Genomic DNA, 18381 nt, shown 5'->3' on the forward strand with positions numbered 1-18381 from the left:
GTTCAGGGGATGGCGGTCGGTCAGCCTGTTCACGGGATGGTCGTCGGTCAGCCTGCTCACAGGATGGCCCTCGGCCACCCCGCTCACCGGACGGCCGTCGGTCTGCCTGCTCACCGGATCGTCGTCGGTCACCTCGTGCCGCCACCGGCTCCTGGCCGGAAGTGGTCGTCACGTTAGATTGATCCCGTGCTCTCTCGCCTCACGCGCCCCCAGGCCGTCGCCGTCTGCGCCCTGCCCGTCGTGGCCCTGCTCGCCACGGCGGCCCTCGCGCCGCTGCCGCTCTCGCTGACGCAGCCGGGTATGACGGCGAACGTCCTCGGCGAGAACCAGGACACCCCGGTGATCACGATCGCGGGTGCCCAGACGCGTACGACGACCGGGCAGCTGCGGATGACGACCATCGAGGCGACCAACCCCGACGCGCGCGTCTCCCTCTCGGACGTGATCGACGCGTGGTTCGCCACGGACCGGGCGGTCATGCCGCGCGACTCGGTGTATCCGAGCGGGCAGTCCACGAAGGAGATCGAGCGGCACAACACCGAGCAGATGAAGGAGTCCCAGGACGCGGCGACCGAGGCCGCGCTGAACTACCTGGACCTCTCCGACAAGAACATCAAGGTCACGCTGAAACTGGCGGACGTCGGCGGCCCCAGCGCCGGGCTCCTCTTCTCCCTCGGCATCGTCGACAAGCTCAACGGCGACGGCAACGGCGGCGACCTCACCGGCGGCCGGGTGATCGCCGGTACCGGCACGATCGACGCCGACGGGACAGTGGGCGCGGTGGGCGGCGTCTCCCTGAAGACCCAGGCCGCGAAGCGCGACGGCGCCACGGTGTTCCTCGTCCCCAAGGACGAGTGCACCGACGCCAAGGCCGAACTCCCGAAGGGCCTACGCCTGATCCCGGTGACCACACTGAAGGGCGCGGTCACCTCGCTGGCGGCCTTGGAGTCGGGGAAGGGATCCGTCCCGAGCTGTTAGGCGAGGGTCCCTCCGAGGCTCCTCCGGCAGGGTCACCCCTCCTTCACGAAGCCCTCTGTCTTCATCCAGTCCAGGGCCACCTGGTGGGGGTCCTCTCCGTCCACGTCCACCTTGGCGTTCAGTTCCTGGGCCACCGTGTTGTTCAGCTTCTTCGTGACCGGGTCGAGGATCTTCTCGATCGCCGGCCACTTCTTCAGGGACTTGGAGTTGATCTCGGGGGCGGCGTTGTAGTTGGGGAAGAACTTCTTGTCGTCCTGCATGACCGTGAGGTTCATGGACCTGATGCGGCCGTCGGTCGTGAAGACCTCGCCGTAGGTGCAACTGCCCTTCTTCACCTGGGTGTAGATGATCCCGGTGTCCATCTGCGTGATGTTCTTCGCGGGGACGCTCATGCCGTACGCCTTCTCCATGCCCGGCAGTCCGTCCGCGCGGTTGGCGAACTCGCTCTCCACGCACAGCGTCACCGCACCGGGGTCGGACTTCGAGAGGGCGGCCACGTCCGACAGCGTCTTCGTGCCGTACTTCTTGAAGTTGGCCGCGTTCATCGCCAGCGCGTAGGTGTTGTTCAGCGCCGCGGGGGCCAGCCATGTCAGGCCGTTCTTCAGGTCGGCCTTGCGGACCGCCTCCCACTGCGCCCGCGGGTCGGCGATCGGTTCGCTGTTGCCCAGGTACGTGATCCAGGCGGTGCCCGTGTACTCGTACATCCCGTCCGCGTCACCGGACTTGACCGCCTCCCGGGCCCCGATGGACCCCTGGATCCCGGTGCGGTCCAGCACGTCCGCGCCCGCCGCCTCGAACGCGATCCCCATGATCGCGCCCAGGATCAGCTGTTCCGTGAACTCCTTCGAGGTGACCGTCAGGCTCGCGCCCTTCAGCGGCTGACCACCGCCGATCGAGCCCGGCTTCACGTCGTCGACCATGGGGGAGCCGCTGGTCAGGCCGCAGGCCGAGGCCAGCAGCAGCACCACCCCGGTGAAAGCAGCCGCGCGCTTCATCGCTCCACCTCCAACCCCCGTGGCCGCAGCACCAGTTCCGCCAGCGAAGCCAGCCAGTCCACCAGCAGCGCCAGCACCACCGTGAGGATCGAGCCCAGCATCAGCACCGGCATGCGCTGGTTGGTGATGCCGGTCGTGATCAGGACGCCGAGGCCGCCGCCCCCGCCGAACGTCGCCAGTGTCGCCGTACCGACGTTCAGGACCAGGGCGGTGCGCACGCCGGCCAGGATCAGCGGGACCGCGAGCGGCAACTCCACCCGCCTCAGCACGCCCAGGGAGGACATCCCGATTCCCCGCGCCGCCTCCAGCAGCGTCGGGTCGTTCGCCTTCAGGCCCGCGATGGTGTTCGACAGGACCGGGAGGACGGCGTAGATGATGATGCCGATCAGCGCCGCCTTCGTGCCCGTGCCCAGCCAGATGACCAGCAGGGCGAGAAGACCGATAGCCGGGGTCGCCTGGCCCATGTTGGCGATCGCCATCGCTACCGGGGCGGCCGGGCGGAACATCCGGCGGGTGAGCAGGATGCCCAGCGGGATCGCGATGATCAGCACGAAGAAGGTGGAGATCACCGTCAGCTTCACATGCTGCCAAAGGGCCTTGGACACCTGCCCGTTCGACAGCGCGTTCTCGGAGATCGAGTCCAGGTCCGCCTGCTGGAACCACAGCCAGGTCGCCAGCAGGACCGCCACCAGGACAGCGGGCAGGAAGGTCAGTTTCTGCCAGGTGATACGGCGGGGGGCCGTCGCCGCCGGCGGCGGTGCCTCCTGCTCCGCCTCGCCCTCGTCGCGGAAGGCGAGGCCCTTGACGTCGTGCTCACCGTCGGGCCGCTGCTGCACAGGGGAGCCGCTCACGCCTTCTTCTCCCCTCCGTCGCCTTCCTGTTCGGCGTGGGTCTGGGCGGCCCTGGCCTCCTCCAGCGCGTGCTGGTGCTCCATGGCCTCCAGCCGGTCCGCCTCCAGCAGTTCGTGCACGGAGTTCATCAGCGTCTCCATGTCGACCACACCCGTGTACTCACCGCGCCGCCCGGTCACCGCCACCCGCCCCGCGTTGTCCGTCAGCACGGCCTCCAGCGCGTCCCGCAGGGTCGCGTCGCGCGTCACCGTGTCGTGGACGAGCGTCCCGGCCCGCGCCAGCGAACCCTTCGCCCGCATCAGGTCGCCGCGGCGCAGCCACTTGTAGGGGCGGCCGCGTTTGTCGAGGAGCAGGATCTCGTTCGTACCGCTGCCGCGGAGCAGGTTGAAGATCTCCTGGAGCGGATCGTCCACGGTCACCGTCGGGTAGTCGGTGATCTCCACATCCCGTACCCGGGTCAGGTTCAGTCGTTTGAGTGCCGCCCCCGCGCCGACGAACCCGGAGACGAAGTCGTCCGCCGGGTTGGTGAGGATCGCCTCCGGGGTGTCGAACTGGGCGATGTGCGAGCGTTCGCGCAGCACGGCGATACGGTCGCCCAGTTTGATCGCCTCGTCGAAGTCGTGGGTGACGAACACGATCGTCTTGTGCAGCTCGTGCTGGAGCCTGATCAGCTCGTCCTGGAGATGGTCCCGGGTGATCGGGTCGACCGCGCCGAACGGCTCGTCCATCAGGAGGACCGGTGGATCGGCCGCCAACGCCCTGGCCACGCCCACTCGTTGTTGCTGGCCGCCGGAGAGCTGGCGTGGATAGCGGCCGTGGAACTCGCCGGGGTCCAGGCCGACCAGGTCGAGCAGCTCCTCCACCCGGTTCTTGATCCGGCCCTTGCCCCAGCCGATCATCTTCGGCACCAGCGCGATGTTCTGCGCGACCGTCATGTGCGGGAACAGTCCGGCCGACTGGATCGCGTAGCCGACCTTGCGGCGGAGCTTGACCGGGTCGATGTCGGTGACGTCCTCGCCGCCGATGCGGATCCGGCCGCCGGTCGGCTCGATCAGCCGGTTGATCATCTTGAGCGTCGTCGACTTACCGCAGCCGGACGGGCCGACGAAGATGACGATCTCGCCCGCCTTGATCTCCATGTTGACGTTGTCGACGGAGGGCTGCGGATTGCCGGGGTATCTCTTGGTCAGGTTCTCCAGCTCGATGGCGGCGCCGGAGGCGGTCGGCGTGGACGTGGACGACGTGGAGATGGTCGCCGTGGAGGCGGTCGACGTGGATGCGGACGTCTCAGACACGGATCCCCCTGGGAATGGTCAGCCGTCCGATCAGGACGTACGCGGCGTCGAACAACAGGGCCAGGACGATGATCCCGAGCGTGCCCGCGAGCACCTGGTTGAGCGCGTTCTTGCTGCCCAGGGAGGCGATCCCGCGGAAGATCTCGTTGCCGAGGCCGGGACCGGAGGCGTAGGCGGCGATGGCCGCGATGCCCATCAGCATCTGCGTGGAGACCCGGATGCCGGTCAGGATCGGCGGCCAGGCCAGCGGCAGCTCGACCCGCGCCAGCCGCATCAGCCGGGACATCCCGATGCCGGTCGCCGCGTCCACCAGCGCGGGGTCGACCCCGCGCAGCCCGACGATCGCGTTGCGCACGATCGGCAGCAGCCCGTACAGGGTCAGCGCGATCACCGTGGGCGGCACACCCAGACCGACGATCGGGATGAGCAGACCGATCATGGCGAGCGACGGGATGGTCAGAATGCTGGAGGTGGTGAGGGTCGCGAGGTTCCCGGCCCATTCGCTGCGATAGGTGACGACCCCGATCAGCACCCCGATCAGCGTCGCCACGACCATGCACTGGAAGACGGCGCTGGCGTGCTGGTAGGCGTCGGTGAGCAGCTGCTGATGGCGATTGCCGAGGTACTCCCAGAAGCTCACACGCCCTCACCCCATGGCCGCTAGTCCCTTTCCTGGTCCTCGGCCGCCTGTTCCACCAGCGGGATGATCCGCAGCGGAACCGGGTTCTCCATCACGATCGCCGTGGCGGCCCGGACGATCCCATCGAAACCGACAACCCGGTCGATCACCCGTTGAAGATCCGCGTTGGACCGGGCCACAAGGCGGCACAGCATGTCCCCGGACCCCGTGGTCGTGTGCAGCTCCAGCACCTCCGGTACGGTCGCCAAGTGGGCCCGTACGTCCGGGCCTTGGCCCTGCCGGATCTGTAGCGTGGCGAACGCGGTCACCGGGTAGCCGAGGGCCGCCGGGTCCACCTCGGGGCCGAATCCGCGGATGACGCCATTCGACTGAAGCCGGTCGAGCCGCGCCTGCACCGTGCCCCGGGCCACCCCCAGCCGCCGGGACATCTCCAGCACCCCGATCCGCGGCTCCCGTGCCAGCAGCACGATGATCCGTCCGTCCAGCCCGTCGATCCCCACGAGCGTCACCCTTCCCGGTGGCCATCCTGTACAGAGAACCCGCGCAAACGGGCCGAGTGCTGAGCATATTGCCCGCCCAAAACCAGAACTGTTGCGCATCTTGCCGAGCCGGAGAAGGCTGCGAGTATGACGCAGACCACACGCCGGACCCCCGACACCGCCCGGCAGGCAGACCCCTTCCCGGTCAAGGGAATGGACGCGGTCGTCTTCGCCGTGGGCAACGCCAAGCAGGCGGCGCACTACTACTCGACCGCCTTCGGCATGCGGCTCGTGGCCTACTCCGGACCGGAGAACGGCAGCCGTGAGACCGCGAGCTACGTCCTGGAGAACGGCTCCGCCCGCTTCGTGTTCACCTCCGTCATCAAGCCCGCCACCACCTGGGGCCACTTCCTCGCCCGGCATGTGGCCGAGCACGGCGACGGCGTCGTCGACCTCGCCATCGAGGTCCCGGACGCCCGCCGCGCGTACGCCTACGCGATCGAGCACGGCGCGACGAGCGTCACCGAGCCGTACGAGCTGAAGGACGAGCACGGCACCGTCGTCCTGGCCGCGATCGCCACGTACGGCGAGACCCGCCACACCCTCGTCGAGCGCACGGACTACGAAGGCCCCTATCTCCCCGGCTTCGTCCCCGCGTCCCCGATCGTCGAGCCGCCCGCCCACCGCACCTTCCAGGCCATCGACCACTGCGTCGGCAACGTCGAGCTCGGCCGGATGAACGAATGGGTCGGCTTCTACAACAAGGTCATGGGCTTCACGAACATGAAGGAGTTCGTCGGCGACGACATCGCCACCGAGTACAGCGCGCTGATGTCCAAGGTCGTCGCCGACGGCACCCTCAAGGTCAAGTTCCCGATCAACGAGCCCGCCGTCGCCAAGAAGAAGTCCCAGATCGACGAGTACCTGGAGTTCTACGGCGGCGCCGGCGTCCAGCACATCGCGCTCAACACGGGCGACATCGTCGAGACCGTACGGACCATGCGGGCGGCCGGAGTCCAGTTCCTCGACACCCCGGACTCCTACTACGACACCCTCGGCGAGTGGGTCGGCGACACCCGCGTCCCCCTCGGGACCCTGCGCGAACTGAAGATCCTCGCCGACCGCGACGAGGACGGCTATCTGCTGCAAATCTTCACCAAGCCGGTCCAGGACCGGCCGACCGTCTTCTTCGAGATCATCGAGCGGCACGGCTCGATGGGCTTCGGCAAGGGCAACTTCAAGGCCCTCTTCGAGGCGATCGAGCGCGAGCAGGCCCGTCGCGGCAACCTGTGAATGTGGCGTGAATCGACAAGCGCTTTCGCGGAACCTTGAAACCGGTGAACGGAAGTTGACACTCTCTGGTCCTGTGGGCGCCATCAGGGCGTCCGTGGGAGCCCGGGAGCACCACCGTGACCGACCGCATCGACCTCGACGTACCGGCGAAGCGCCGGCTGAAGGAGAAGGCCCTGCACGAGGGCACGGTCCTCCAGTCCTTCGCCTTCGACGAGGTGCACCAGCACCTGTACGTCCTCCAGGTCCGCCGCGGCGGCATCGGCGCCGGCAACCTCTGCCTCAACAAGCTCGACCACGAAGGCACGTTGCTCGGCCACATGAACCTCCAGGGCTTCGGGCACGGCGTCAGCATGGGCGTGCAGAACGCCGCCGACGGCAAGGTGTGGATATGGACCGAGGCCGAGGCGAAGGGCGGTTACGGCCAGGCCGTCACCCGCTTCCAGTTCGCCGCCGGAGCCACCCGGACCGTCGCGGACGTCAAGACCCGTAAGCCGATACCGGGTTCCACCAACAACCAGCCCACGGTCTGCATGGCCGGCGAGCGCATAGCCGTCCGCTACCGCCGCAAGGGCAAGCCGCGGTACCGCGTCTGGGACCTCGACGCCTTCGTGAACCGCAACTACGACGACCCCGTCGCGGACATCGCCCAGCCCGCCCCGCACCCCGACCCCAAGATCCCCTTCCAGGGGTACGCCCTGCACGGCGACCACCTCTACCAACTCGCCGGCACCGCCTACGACCCCGAGACCAACCCGCCCGCCAAGTCAGGCAACGTCTACCTCTCCTGCGTCGACCTCACCACCGGCGAACTGGTCCAGCGCATGCGCACCCAGGCCGGCCGCTCCCTCACCTTCCGGGAGCCGGAGGGCCTCGCCGTCCGCCACCGGACCGAGAAGGGCCTCTACCTGGGCCTCGCCTCGGGCGCGGCCGGTGCCCGCAGGTTCTCCCTGTACGCCAAGCCGCTGTCGTAGCCGGGCAACAGCCGCAGGGCGGCCGTAGGCTGGGCCCATGGCGAGGATCAACGACGTGGGCGGCACCCAGGGCTTCGGCGCGATCGACACCGCCGACGACAGCGAACCCTTCCACGCGGACTGGGAGGCCCGGGTCGTCGGCCTCTTCAACACCCTGCGCGCCCAAGGGGTCTTCAACACCAACGAGTTCCGGGACGCCATCGAGTCGATGCCGCCCGCCGCGTACCTGGCGGCCTCGTATTACGAACGCTGGTTCACCGCGATCGTCGCCCTGCTGGAGGCCAAGGGCGTCCTGGAACCGGGTGAGCTGGATGACTGACAGCGACCGCTTCCCGCCCGGCACCCACGTCCGCACCTTCCCCCACGACCCGCCGCACCACACCCGCCTGCCCCGCTACGCCCGCGGCAAGCACGGTGTGGTCGTCGAGGCAGAGGGGCCCGCGGAACTGGCCGACATCAGCGCACAGGGCGGCGGGGACGCGCCGGTCGAGCAGATCTACGCGGTCCGCTTCGCGGCCCGGGACCTGTGGGGCGAGGGCGACCATCACGTCGTACTGGACCTGTGGGAAAGCTACTTGGAGGCGTACGAAGTGGAGACAGCCCGTGACAGGTGAGCACGCCGACGCGACGACCGCCCGGCGGGTACGGCGGCTGGAGACCCTGCTGGAGGAGAAGGGCCTGATCACCGGCGAGCGGGTGGACGAGGCCATCGACGCCTTCCTCGCCTCCTCGTCCCCCGCCAACGGCGCCCGGGTGGTCGCCCGCGCCTGGACCGACGACGCCTTCAGGTCCCGGCTGCTGGCGGACGGCACGGCCGCGGTGCGGGAACTCGGGTACATGGACGGCTCGTACCAGCGCCTGCGCGTCGTGGCGAACACCGCGACGACCCACAACGTCGTCGTCTGCACCCTCTGCTCCTGCTATCCGCTCCGCCTCCTCGGCCCGTCCCCCAGCTGGTACAAGTCGGAGGCGTACCGCTCCCGCGTGGTGCGTGAACCCCGTGCCGTGCTACGGGAGTTCGGCCTGGAACTGCCCGACACCGTCGACATCACGGTGTGGGACTCCAGCGCCGAGACCCGCTACCTGGTCCTGCCACGCAGGCCGGAGGGGACCGAGGGGCTCGGGGAGGAGGAGCTGACGGCACTCGTCACCCGCAACGCGCTCATCGGCACGGCCGCGGTCTGAGCCCGCTCACTCCTTCTCCGCCTTCGCGTCCATCACCGGCACGTCCTCGGCCGGCGGCTCCGACCCGAGCGCCGTCAACGCCTCCCGGGCGACGGGCACATGGAGCGGGGAGAAGTACGGGTTGATGCGCAGCGCCTCCTGGAGATGCCGCCGCGCGGGAGCGAACTTCTCCAACTCCCGCTCGATCATGCCCCGGTGATAGGCGTACAGCGCACTGCGTACGCCACCCCCGTGCACCTTGTCCGTCGCCCGCACCGCGTATCGCAGGCCCTCCTCGTCCTGACCGGCCCGGTGCAGCGCCCACCCCAGCGCGTCGGCCACCGCGATGCCGGGCTGGCGCCGCCACTCCGTCCGCAACCGCCGTACCGCCGAGGCGGGATCACCGTGGTCGGCCTCGAACACGCCGAGCACCAACTCCTGGTCCGCCCCGCCCGCGGCGGCGCCACGCACCCGCGCCCGCAACAGGTCGTACTGCACCTGCGCCGCCTGCCGCAGCCCCAGCGACTCGTACAACTCGCCCAGCTCCAGGGCGTATTGCGGATCCGGCTGATGGGTGAGCGCCACCTGGTACGCGCTCAGCGCCTCCGAGGTCCGTCCCAGCGCGGCCAGCGCCCGCGCCTGCCCTGCCTGCGCGGTCCGCTGGTCCGGGTCGGTCCGCACCGCCTCCTGGAAGTTCCGCAGCGCGACCTCCCGGTCCCCGCGCTCCCAGGCCAGCTGCCCCAACCGCTCCAGATACGCCGCCCGCTCGGCCGGCGCCTGAGCGCCCGCCGCCGCGTCGGAGAGCTGCGCCATCGCGTCCTCGCGCCAGCCCCGGTCCCGGTAGACGCCCCCGGCCCACGCCAGCACGGCCGGCCCCGACCGCAGCTTCTGAAGCCGCTCCAGGGCCCGCCCGGCGGCCTTCCAGTCACCGAGGCCGGTACAGGCGTCGATCAGCAGCGGATACGTCGTCCAGCGCTTCGCGTCCATCTTCAGCGCGGCCTCGCCCCACGTCCGCGCCGCCCGGAAGTCCCGCCGCGCGTTCGCCAGCGCGGCCATCCCGTCGAGGGCGGCGGCGTTCTTCCCGACCCTCAGCGAGGTCCGCAGTGCCCGGTCGGCCTTCGGGTAGTACGCGGCCTCCGCCGTCCGCCGCCCCTGCTCCACGTACGCCGCCCCGAGCACCGCCCACGACGCGGCGTCCCGCGGGTTCTTCCGCAGATACGTCTCCCGCTCACCGATCAGCGCCGCGAGATCCGGCAACGCGGCCGGCACCCCCGCCGACACCGCCGTCAACGCCTGCGCACCCGGCGCCGGCGGTGCGGGCGCCCGGGTGGCGGGCGGCTGCCAGGGCAGCACCATCAGCGTCCCGCCGAGCACCAGACATCCGGTGAGGGCGGCGATCAGGGCCCGCCGGCCGGCGCGACCTTCGTGAGCGGCCTCGTCTTGGTTCTCCATGGCGATCACTGTGCGTCAATACGACGACCACACCCTCGTATGCGAAGGCCTGTGCGGACGGGGTTCACACCGATGGCCCCGGGTGCGACGCTGTGATCATGAGCCGTATCGAAGCGCCACGAGACGAAGTGACCGGGAACCTCGTCGACCGGCTCCTGGCCGGTCTGCCCGCCGAGGCCGTCCTGACCGACCCCGACGTCACGGCCTCCTACGCCAACGACATGGCCAGCTTCTGCCCGGCCGGCGCCCCCGCCGTCGTCGTCCTGCCGCGCACGGTGGAGCAGGTCCAGCACGTTCTGCGCACCGCCACGGAACTGCGCGTCCCGGTCGTCCCGCAGGGCGCCCGCACCGGCCTGTCCGGCGGCGCCAACGCCACCGACGACTGCATCGTGCTGTCCCTGACGAAGATGGACCGCATCCTGGAGATCAACCCGGTCGACCGCATCGCCGTCGTCGAACCGGGCGTCATCAACGCCACCCTCTCCCGAGCGGTCAACGAACACGGCCTCTACTACCCGCCGGACCCCTCCAGCTGGGAGATGTGCACCATCGGCGGCAACATCGGCACCGCCTCGGGCGGCCTGTGCTGCGTGAAGTACGGGGTGACCGCCGAGTACGTCCTCGGACTCGACGTCGTCCTCGCCGACGGCCGCCTGCTGTCCACCGGCAGGCGCACCGCCAAGGGCGTCGCCGGATACGACCTCACCCGCCTCTTCGTCGGCTCCGAGGGCTCGCTCGGCATCGTCGTCAAGGCGACCCTCGCGCTGCGGCCGCAGCCGCCCCAGCAGCTGGTCCTGGCCGCCGAGTTCGCGTCGGCCGCCGCGGCCTGCGACGCCGTGTGCCGGATCATGGAGGGCGGCCACGTCCCCTCCCTCCTCGAACTGATGGACCGCACGACCGTCAAGGCCGTCAACGCCATCGCCGATATGGGCCTGCCGGAGACCACCGAGGCCCTCCTCCTCGCCGCCTTCGACACCCCGGACCCCGCCGCCGACCTCGCCGCCGTCGGCGCCCTGTGCGAGGCCGCCGGCGCCACCCAGGTCGTCCCGGCCGACGACGCCGCCGAGTCCGAGCTGCTCCTGCACGCCCGGCGGCTCTCGCTGACCGCGCTGGAGGCGGTGCGGGGCGTGACGATGATCGACGACGTGTGCGTGCCCCGGTCGAGGCTCGGCGACCTGATCGAGGGCGTCGAGCGGATCGCCGACAAGCACCAGCTCACCATCGGCGTCGTCGCCCACGCCGGCGACGGCAACACCCACCCCACCGTCTGCTTCGACGCCGCCGACCCCGACGAGTCCCGGCGCGCCCGCGAGTCCTTCGACGAGATCATGGCCCTCGGCCTGGAACTCGGCGGCACGATCACCGGCGAGCACGGAGTCGGGGTGCTGAAGAAGGAGTGGCTGGCCCGCGAGATCGGCCCCGTCGGGGTGGAGCTCCAGCGGCAGATCAAGCAGGTCTTCGATCCGTTGGGCCTGCTGAACCCGGGCAAGCTGTTCTGACCGCGGATTCCCGGTCCTCACTGGGCGAGCAACTGGTCGAGCGCGTCATCGATCCCCAGCTGCTCGCCCTCGGTCCCCGGGGGCACCACCCGCAGCGTCCGCTCCAGCCAGGCCGACACCTGCGCGCTCGGCGCCTCAAGCAGCGCGTCTCCATCAGGTGAACTCAGCGCCATCAGAACGACGCTGCGCCCCTCCGACTTCGTCGGCCACACCCGCACGTCCCCGTGCCCGCACGGCCGGAACACCCCCTCCACCAGCAGGTCCCGGGAGAACGTCCAGTTCACCGGGTGCTCGGAGTTGATGTGGAAGGTGACGTGGACGGCGTAGGGGTCGTCGGTGCGGTAGCTCAGCCGGGCCGGGACCGGGATGCTGCGCTCCGGCGACAGGATGAGCTTGAGCTCCAGTTCGCGTTCCACCACGGTGTAGTGCATGTCGTTCGGTTCCTCTCCGCTCGTGCGCGCCCCTGTGGTGGGCCCGCAGGAGTGGAGAGCGGGGTGGGCCCGCGAGCATTACGCGGGTTCGGGAAACTTTTTTTCCGGACGTCTCGAACGTGTGGGTCCGGTGGGACTGGCGGTGGGGGGTTGCGCCGGTCTGATAGATGTGGAGCCCCCCATATTCACCCCCGAGCAGATACGGGACGACGGACATGAGTGCCCCAACCCCGGCCCCCGGTGACGACAGGCCCCGCGAGGGCTACTACCCGGACCCGTCCATCCCCGGCTACGTCCGCTTCTGGAACGGCGCCGCCTGGGTACCGGGCACGAGTCGCCCGGCCCCGTCGGACGGCGCACCGCCGGCGCCCCCGGGTACGTCCGCCGCGCTGCCGCCGGACCCGGGCACGGGTATGGGTACGGCCGCCGCGGTGCCGCCGGTGGAGGAGACGGGCCCGCACTTCTTCGACGAGGACCCGTCCCCGGCGGACGCCCAGCACGGCAGCCGTCCCGAGCCCGCGTCCGCGTGGGGCGCGGACCGGGGTCACCAGTCCGGGTTCGGCGGCGACCAGGACCGCCGCGTCTCCTGGGGAGCGGCGGCGGGCACCGACCCCCGCGTCCCCTCCGAGACCGCCGCCACCGACGGCACGGCCACGATCCCGCCCACCCAGGACGCCGCTGACGTCCCGTCGGGCAACACGTTCGTCTTCCGCAGGCCTACGACGGGGCAGCAGGGCGACGCGGGGGCGGGCGCGGGTGCGTCCGGTGGCCCGGCCTTCGGCCCGCCCGGCGCCGCCGGTTCCGGCTCGTCCGGCCTGGCTGTCGCCGGTGGCCCGGCCGGCTCCGCTCCTGGCCGCCCCGGCGCCGCAACTCCCGGCGTCCCCGCCCCCGGTGGCCCCGTGGGTGACGAGGGGACCATGACCTTCCGGGCCGTCGCCCCGCGCACGGCCCAGCAGGGCGGGGCGCAGGGAGGGGGCACGGGCGGCGCACACCCGGCCGGAGCGGCGCAGGGCGGCTTCGGCGCACCGGCCTCCGCGGGCACGGGCCCCTCCGGCACCGGCGGCCCCGCCTTCACCGGCCCCGGCACCCCCGCCTCCGGCGCCCCGGGCTCAGGTGGCCCCGGTTCAGCCGCCGCGGGCACCGGCGCCCCCGGTTTCGGTGCGGGCAAGGCCGCCGCCGAGCGAGCCGCAGCCGCGCAGGCGCAGGGGCAAGGACAGGCGCAGGCAGGAGCCCCCGGCCCTGCTTCCGCCGCCGCTCCCACCGCCGCCCCGACCGCCCTCTCCGGCCCCCAGCAGGCCACCCCGGCCGTCGCCCCCGCCACGCCCTCCGTCCCGCAGCAGCCCACCCCGGCCTCCGCCTCTGGCAGCTCCACCCCCCTGACGAGCGGTCCCGGTGGCGGGCAGCCCTCCTGGGCGCAGCAGGTGCACCGGCTCGCGGGCGCGTCCGGTGAGGACCAGCCCGTCGCGCCCTGGAAGCCGCCGGTCGACGACATCTTCCAGGCCGCCGCCCGGCGGCACGCCTCCGCCCGCCCCGCGGCCCTCGGCAAGCGGCTGGCGGCACGGCTGCTGGACACGGTCGTGGTGCTCGGCGTCACCGCCGCGGCGGCGGTACCGCTCGGCACCAAGGCGCTCGACCACGTCGACGAGAAGATCGACGCGGCCAAGCTCAGCGGCGAGACCGTCACCGTCTGGCTGCTGGACGGCACGACGTCCACCTGTCTCGGCGTCATCCTCGCCGTCCTCCTCCTCTTCGGTGTCCTCTACGAGGCGCTGCCCACCGCCAAGTGGGGCCGCACCCTCGGCAAGAAGCTGCTCGGTCTGGAGGTGCGGGACATCGAGGGCGGCGAGCCCCCGTCCTTCGGCGCGGCCCTGCGCCGCTGGCTGGTCTACAGCGTGCCCGGCCTGCTCGCGATCGGTGTCGTGGGCGTCGTATGGGGCCTGTTCGACAAGCCGTGGCGCCAGTGCTGGCACGACAAGGCCGCACACACGTTCGTAGCGGGGTAGCGGGACAGCCGGACACGGCGGAACGGAACGGTCGGCCGACTCCGTACTCCGGACGGCCGCTCGCCGGATGCGGAGCCGGGGGGTTCGCGGTCGACTCGGGCCATGAGCAGCGAACCGCCCCCCGGCTCCGGCCAGCAGCCGCCGGAAGACGACCCGTTCAGGAAGCAGCCCCCGCCGTCGGGCGACTCCGGTTCGCCGTACGGCAGTCAGCCCCCGCCGGACGCGGGAGGCCCGTACGGCGGCGGTGACCCCTATGGCGGCGGCTCCCCGTACGGCGGCGGTGACCCCTACGGCGGTGGCGGCTACGGCGCCGGCGGTTACCCCTCCGACCCACTGGCCGGCATGCCCCCGCTCGCCGACAGCGGCCGGCGCACGCTCGCCCGCATCATCGACCTCATCCTCGTCGGGATCGTCGTCGCCCTGCTCACCTGGGGTTTCGGGGTCAACGAGTACGACGTGGACGCCGACAAGGTCGAGTACGGCAAGTCCTTCGCGCAGTCGCTGGTCGCCGCCCTGCTCTACATCGGCTACGACACCTTCATGATCACCAAGTCGGGGCAGACGCTCGGCAAGAAGTGGCTGAAGATGCGGGTGGCGAACCTCGACAACGGCTCCACGCCCTCCGTGCAGACCGCGCTGGTGCGCTCCCTGGTGCTCTGGATCCCGTTCGCGTTCTGCTGCGCCTGCGTCTGGACCGCGATCTCGGGCGGCTGGAGCTTCTTCGACAAGCCCTACAAGCAGGGCCTGCACGACAAGGCGGCGAAGACGGTGGTGGTCAGCACCGGCTGACCAGCCACCGAACGCCGGTTCAGGTTCAGGCGGCCTTCTGGGAGCTCGTGGCCACGGCGGCCACGGGCTCCTCGGTCGTCACCGCGGGAGCGGCGGCGACCTCGGCGGGCCGCTGCAACGCGACCACCCGCGACTTGGGGATCGGCACCGTCATGGCGACGAGGAGCCCGAGCGCGAGTGCCGAGAAGGCGATCACGGCGATCCCGACCCCTGAACTCGTCTGTGACAGCAGCAGCATGGCGAGCGTCGAGAAGATCACGGTGAACGAGCCGTAGGCGAGCTGTGCGGCAGTCGGACGAGGCATGGCAATCGTGTCCTCGGAAGTGGGGGTCCACGGGGGTGTCGGCCTGGCTTTCCGCCGAATTTCGAACGTTCCGCCGGTCGACTCTATTCGCGTGCATGCCCGAGCGGAACGAACAGTAAGCGTGACCTAACCAACAGTACCGGTGCATGGGGGGCGCACGGATTCATACCGTCCACGAAGTGGACGCGGTCGAGCGCCGGTCGACCACCGTCCGAGGTGTTCGTAAAGCGGACGCCAACTCCGCATAGCGCACTTGTCTTGTTCAGGTCAAGGTCTGTCTTTTCTTCTGAACCTCTAGTCAAATGACGTCACTTGACTACACGCGTTGATCACGCGCGCGCGGACCATCCACGACCAGGACCCCTCCTGCCTCCGCGCGCCCGAACGCGGGGGAGGACCTCAAGTGACCAGTAGATCCTGGACGTTCAGAGCGGCGGCGACCACCGTCGCGCTGGCCGCCGCGACCGCGACGTTCTCCACGTTCGCCGTCGCCGAGGCCGGCACCGCCGCCCCTCAGTCGGCCGCCTCGAACCGGACCGACCCTCAGCCGGCGAAGACCACACAGGAGCACGACTTCGACGGCCCGCTCTCCAAGACCCAGGAGGCGCAGCGGGAAGAGGCGCTGAAGCAGGTCATATCCGGCGACGCCAAGGTGACGGAGCGCAACGGCTCGAAGGTCGTCGCGCTCAAGAGCCGCAAGGGCGACAGCAAGTACGTCGAGCTGGGCCGGGAGCGGACCGACAAGATCTTCACGATCCTCGTGGAGTTCGGCGACCAGGTCGACAGCCGCTACGGCGGCACGGCCGGCCCCGCCCACAACGAGATAGCCCAGCCCGACCGCGCCCAGGACAACTCCACGGCGTGGCAGGCGGACTACAACAAGGCCCACTTCGAGGACCTCTACTTCGGCGACGGCACCGCGTCGATGAAGACCTTCTACGAGAAGCAGTCCTCGGGCCGCTACTCGGTCGAGGGCGAGGTCACCGACTGGGTCAAGGTCCCCTACAACGAGGCCCGTTACGGCTCCAACTCCTGTGACACCTGTGCCTGGAACGCGGTCCAGGACGGCGTCACGGCCTGGGTCGCCCAGCAGCAGGCGGCGGGGCGCACCGACGCCGAGATCAAGGCGGACATCGCCGAGTTCGACCAGTGGGACCGCTACGACTTCGACGGCGACGGCGACTTCAACGAGTCCGACGGCTACATCGACCACTTCCAGATCGTGCACGCCGGTGAGGACGAGTCCGCGGGCGGCGGCGCCCAGGGCGAGGACGCCATCTGGGCGCACCGCTGGTACGCGTTCGGCACCGACGCGGGCGCCAGCGGCCCGTCCGGCAACCTGCTCGGCGGCACGCAGATCGGCGACACCGGCATCTGGGTCGGCGACTACACCATCCAGCCGGAGAACGGCGGACTCGGCGTCTTCGCCCACGAGTACGGCCACGACCTCGGTCTGCCGGACCACTACGACACCTCCGGCGGCGGTGAGAACTCCACCGGCTTCTGGACGCTGATGTCGTCCGGTTCCTGGCTCGGCACCGGCAAGGACACCATCGGTGACCTGCCCGGCGACATGACCGCCTGGGACAAGCTCCAACTGGGCTGGCTCGACTACGACGTGGCCAAGGCCGCGACGAAGTCCAAGCACAAGCTGGGCGTCGCCGAGTACAACACCAAGAACAAGCAGGGTCTGGTCGTCGAACTGCCCAAGAAGGCGGTCACCACCGAGCTCGTGACCCCGGCCCAGGGCGCCACGCAGTGGTGGAGCGGCAGCGGCAACAACCTCAACAACACGCTGTCCCGCTCCGTCGACCTCACCGGCAGGTCGGCGGCGACGCTGACCCTGGACGGCTGGTGGGACACCGAGGCCGACTACGACAACGTCTACGCCGAGGTCTCCACCGACGGCGGCACCAAGTGGACCCCGATCGACGGCACCGCGGACGGCGTGGCCCTGCCGCGTGACGCCAGCGGCCAGCCCGTGCTGACGGGTTCGTCGGAGACGTACAAGAAGCTGTCGTTCCCGCTGGACGCCTACGCCGGCCAGAAGATCGACGTGCGCTTCCGCTACTCGTCGGACGGCGGTGTGGCCGGCAAGGGCTTCGCGGCCGACCTGATCTCCGTGACCGCCGACGGCACCGCCCTGTTCGCGGACGACGCCGAGAGCGCGGACGCGGCCTGGACGGCGAAGGGCTTCTCCCGGGTGGGCGCGTCCTTCAGCAAGGACTACGCGCAGTACTACATCGCGGAGAACCGCCAGTACGTGTCGTACGACAGGACGTTGAAGGTCGGACCGTACAACTTCGGCTTCGCCACGACCCGTCCGAGCTGGGTCGAGCACTACCCGTACCAGAACGGCCTGTTGATCTGGAAGTGGGACACCTCCCAGGCGGACAACAACACCAGCGCCCACCCCGGCGCCGGTCTCGTCCTGCCGATCGACGCGCACCCGAAGGCCCTGAAGTGGTCCGACGGCACGGCGATGCGCAGCCGCATCCAGGCCTACGACTCGCCGTTCAGCCTGTACCGCACGGACGGCATCACGCTGCACAACGCGGACGTCGCGACGCGGATCCCGTCGTCGAAGGGCGTGCCGGTCTTCAACGACCACACCAGCACGTACTACGACGCGGCGACCCCGTTCGCGGGTGTCCAGGTCACTGACACCAATACCAAGATCAAGATCGTCAAGGAGGCCAAGAACGGCTCCACGATCTCCATCGAGGTCGGCCCCGCGGTGAAGTAGTTCGCATAACCGCAGGTCAGAAGGCTATCGGCGGCGACCCCCTGGCGGGTCGCCGCCGATCGTGTTTAGGTGCCACCTGATGGATTTCTTATTGACACCGGTGCACACGGGGGTGTGACTGCATGGCCGCAGGAGGTTTCTGCAAGCTGCCGACCGGCAGCGTGGTGGTGGCGCTGAACCTGCCCAGACCCGCCGCCGACGGCACGGACTGCGTCCGTGTCCTCGTCCACGCCCGCAACCGGGCGCGCGCCCTGACCAGGCTGCGCAACCTCGGGCTGCGGGCCGTCTACCTGCGCGGCAACGCGGCCCCGCCGTCCCCGGACGAGATCACCGCCGTACTCCACCACCCGGACGGGCTGATATGGCGTACGGCCCCTGACAACGCTGTCGTGGCGGCGGGCCCGGAGCTGGCTCAGGAGCTGTGGCACCCGATCAGGGCGCTGCTGAGGCGGCCGACGGCACCCGCCTGACGCGGGCCCTGAATCAGGCGC

The 18381-nt window shown here is 70.3% G+C and carries 19 protein-coding genes; 11 read left to right on the forward strand and 8 right to left on the reverse strand.

The annotated features are described in order from the left end of the window. Positions 1-186 precede the first annotated feature (186 nt). Positions 187-978: a S16 family serine protease gene (locus tag OG866_RS27255; RefSeq protein WP_329338631.1), complete on the forward strand. Its 792-nt coding sequence runs from the start codon at positions 187-189 to the stop codon at positions 976-978. 32 nt (positions 979-1010) lie between these two features. On the opposite strand, the gene OG866_RS27260 is transcribed toward OG866_RS27255, so the two are convergent. The 5 genes from OG866_RS27260 to OG866_RS27280 are packed head-to-tail and all read right to left on the reverse strand — an operon-like array spanning position 1011 to position 5259. Beyond that, complete coding sequence (locus OG866_RS27260) at positions 1011-1973, reverse strand: glycine betaine ABC transporter substrate-binding protein (protein WP_329338632.1); 963 nt, start codon at positions 1971-1973, stop codon at positions 1011-1013. Next, on the reverse strand, positions 1970-2824 hold the full coding sequence (locus OG866_RS27265; protein WP_329338634.1) for an ABC transporter permease: 855 nt from the start codon (positions 2822-2824) through the stop codon (positions 1970-1972). Before OG866_RS27265 ends, OG866_RS27260 begins: the two co-directional genes overlap by 4 nt. Then, the gene (locus OG866_RS27270) at positions 2821-4074 is read right to left on the reverse strand and encodes a betaine/proline/choline family ABC transporter ATP-binding protein (RefSeq protein ID WP_329344324.1); all 1254 of its coding nucleotides are present in this window, start codon (positions 4072-4074) and stop codon (positions 2821-2823) included. The genes OG866_RS27265 and OG866_RS27270 overlap by 4 nt, the downstream gene beginning before the upstream one ends. Positions 4075-4111: 37 nt before the next feature. Continuing rightward, positions 4112-4759 (reverse strand): ABC transporter permease, encoded by a 648-nt coding sequence (locus tag OG866_RS27275; protein ID WP_329338635.1) that lies wholly within the window; start codon positions 4757-4759, stop codon positions 4112-4114. Positions 4760-4779: 20 nt separating this feature from the next. Continuing rightward, positions 4780-5259, reverse strand: a complete 480-nt coding sequence (locus OG866_RS27280; RefSeq protein ID WP_329338638.1) for an Lrp/AsnC family transcriptional regulator — start codon at positions 5257-5259, stop codon at positions 4780-4782. A 126-nt stretch (positions 5260-5385) separates the two neighbouring features. Here OG866_RS27280 and hppD point away from each other — a divergent pair, with 126 nt between their 5' ends. The 5 genes from hppD (at position 5386) to nthA (ending at position 8687) form a co-directional block, all read left to right on the forward strand. After that, complete coding sequence (gene hppD, locus OG866_RS27285; protein WP_329338639.1) at positions 5386-6531, forward strand: 4-hydroxyphenylpyruvate dioxygenase; 1146 nt, start codon at positions 5386-5388, stop codon at positions 6529-6531. A 116-nt stretch (positions 6532-6647) separates the two neighbouring features. Continuing rightward, positions 6648-7502: a phage baseplate protein gene (locus OG866_RS27290; protein ID WP_329338641.1), complete on the forward strand. Its 855-nt coding sequence runs from the start codon at positions 6648-6650 to the stop codon at positions 7500-7502. A gap of 37 nt (positions 7503-7539) precedes the next feature. Beyond that, complete coding sequence (locus OG866_RS27295) at positions 7540-7821, forward strand: hypothetical protein (protein WP_329338642.1); 282 nt, start codon at positions 7540-7542, stop codon at positions 7819-7821. After that, entirely contained in the window at positions 7814-8116 is a 303-nt protein-coding gene (locus OG866_RS27300) for an SH3-like domain-containing protein (protein ID WP_329338644.1), read from the forward strand. Before OG866_RS27295 ends, OG866_RS27300 begins: the two co-directional genes overlap by 8 nt. Next, entirely contained in the window at positions 8106-8687 is a 582-nt protein-coding gene (gene nthA / locus OG866_RS27305; RefSeq protein ID WP_329338646.1) for a nitrile hydratase subunit alpha, read from the forward strand. The genes OG866_RS27300 and nthA overlap by 11 nt, the downstream gene beginning before the upstream one ends. A gap of 6 nt (positions 8688-8693) precedes the next feature. Here nthA and OG866_RS27310 read toward each other — a convergent pair whose 3' ends face one another. Continuing rightward, a complete protein-coding gene (locus OG866_RS27310; RefSeq protein WP_329338648.1) occupies positions 8694-10118 on the reverse strand; it encodes a tetratricopeptide repeat protein in 1425 nt (474 codons plus the stop codon). Positions 10119-10210: 92 nt separating this feature from the next. Between OG866_RS27310 and OG866_RS27315 the strand changes: the two genes are divergently transcribed. After that, on the forward strand, positions 10211-11617 hold the full coding sequence (locus OG866_RS27315) for an FAD-binding oxidoreductase (protein ID WP_329338649.1): 1407 nt from the start codon (positions 10211-10213) through the stop codon (positions 11615-11617). Between the two features lie 17 nt (positions 11618-11634). Here the strand turns inward: OG866_RS27315 and OG866_RS27320 are convergent, their stop codons facing one another. Further along, entirely contained in the window at positions 11635-12048 is a 414-nt protein-coding gene (locus OG866_RS27320) for an SsgA family sporulation/cell division regulator (RefSeq protein ID WP_329338650.1), read from the reverse strand. Positions 12049-12263: 215 nt separating this feature from the next. Here OG866_RS27320 and OG866_RS27325 point away from each other — a divergent pair, with 215 nt between their 5' ends. Beyond that, entirely contained in the window at positions 12264-14051 is a 1788-nt protein-coding gene (locus OG866_RS27325) for an RDD family protein (RefSeq protein WP_329338652.1), read from the forward strand. Between the two features lie 102 nt (positions 14052-14153). Next, complete coding sequence (locus OG866_RS27330) at positions 14154-14840, forward strand: RDD family protein (protein WP_329338654.1); 687 nt, start codon at positions 14154-14156, stop codon at positions 14838-14840. A gap of 25 nt (positions 14841-14865) precedes the next feature. Here the strand turns inward: OG866_RS27330 and OG866_RS27335 are convergent, their stop codons facing one another. Then, positions 14866-15144 (reverse strand): hypothetical protein, encoded by a 279-nt coding sequence (locus OG866_RS27335; protein ID WP_329338656.1) that lies wholly within the window; start codon positions 15142-15144, stop codon positions 14866-14868. Between the two features lie 403 nt (positions 15145-15547). Here OG866_RS27335 and OG866_RS27340 point away from each other — a divergent pair, with 403 nt between their 5' ends. Then, entirely contained in the window at positions 15548-17890 is a 2343-nt protein-coding gene (locus OG866_RS27340; protein ID WP_329338658.1) for an immune inhibitor A domain-containing protein, read from the forward strand. A gap of 122 nt (positions 17891-18012) precedes the next feature. Continuing rightward, positions 18013-18360: a hypothetical protein gene (locus tag OG866_RS27345; RefSeq protein WP_329338659.1), complete on the forward strand. Its 348-nt coding sequence runs from the start codon at positions 18013-18015 to the stop codon at positions 18358-18360. Positions 18361-18381 lie beyond the last annotated feature (21 nt).

Source organism: Streptomyces sp. NBC_00663, from assembly GCF_036226885.1.
Classification (GTDB): domain Bacteria; phylum Actinomycetota; class Actinomycetes; order Streptomycetales; family Streptomycetaceae; genus Streptomyces.

What these genes read in the sequence shown, in the direction of transcription:
- OG866_RS27330 (WP_329338654.1), top strand. Translation starts at nt 14,154, where the DNA reads ATGAGCAGCGAACCGCCCCCCGGCTCCGGCCAGCAGCCGCCGGAAGAC.
- hppD (WP_329338639.1), top strand. Translation starts at nt 5,386, where the DNA reads ATGACGCAGACCACACGCCGGACCCCCGACACCGCCCGGCAGGCAGAC.
- OG866_RS27300 (WP_329338644.1), top strand. Translation starts at nt 7,814, where the DNA reads ATGACTGACAGCGACCGCTTCCCGCCCGGCACCCACGTCCGCACCTTC.
- OG866_RS27310 (WP_329338648.1), bottom strand. Translation starts at nt 10,118, where the DNA reads ATGGAGAACCAAGACGAGGCCGCTCACGAAGGTCGCGCCGGCCGGCGG.
- OG866_RS27335 (WP_329338656.1), bottom strand. Translation starts at nt 15,144, where the DNA reads ATGCCTCGTCCGACTGCCGCACAGCTCGCCTACGGCTCGTTCACCGTG.
- OG866_RS27345 (WP_329338659.1), top strand. Translation starts at nt 18,013, where the DNA reads ATGGCCGCAGGAGGTTTCTGCAAGCTGCCGACCGGCAGCGTGGTGGTG.
- OG866_RS27320 (WP_329338650.1), bottom strand. Translation starts at nt 12,048, where the DNA reads ATGCACTACACCGTGGTGGAACGCGAACTGGAGCTCAAGCTCATCCTG.
- OG866_RS27260 (WP_329338632.1), bottom strand. Translation starts at nt 1,973, where the DNA reads ATGAAGCGCGCGGCTGCTTTCACCGGGGTGGTGCTGCTGCTGGCCTCG.
- OG866_RS27295 (WP_329338642.1), top strand. Translation starts at nt 7,540, where the DNA reads ATGGCGAGGATCAACGACGTGGGCGGCACCCAGGGCTTCGGCGCGATC.
- OG866_RS27325 (WP_329338652.1), top strand. Translation starts at nt 12,264, where the DNA reads ATGAGTGCCCCAACCCCGGCCCCCGGTGACGACAGGCCCCGCGAGGGC.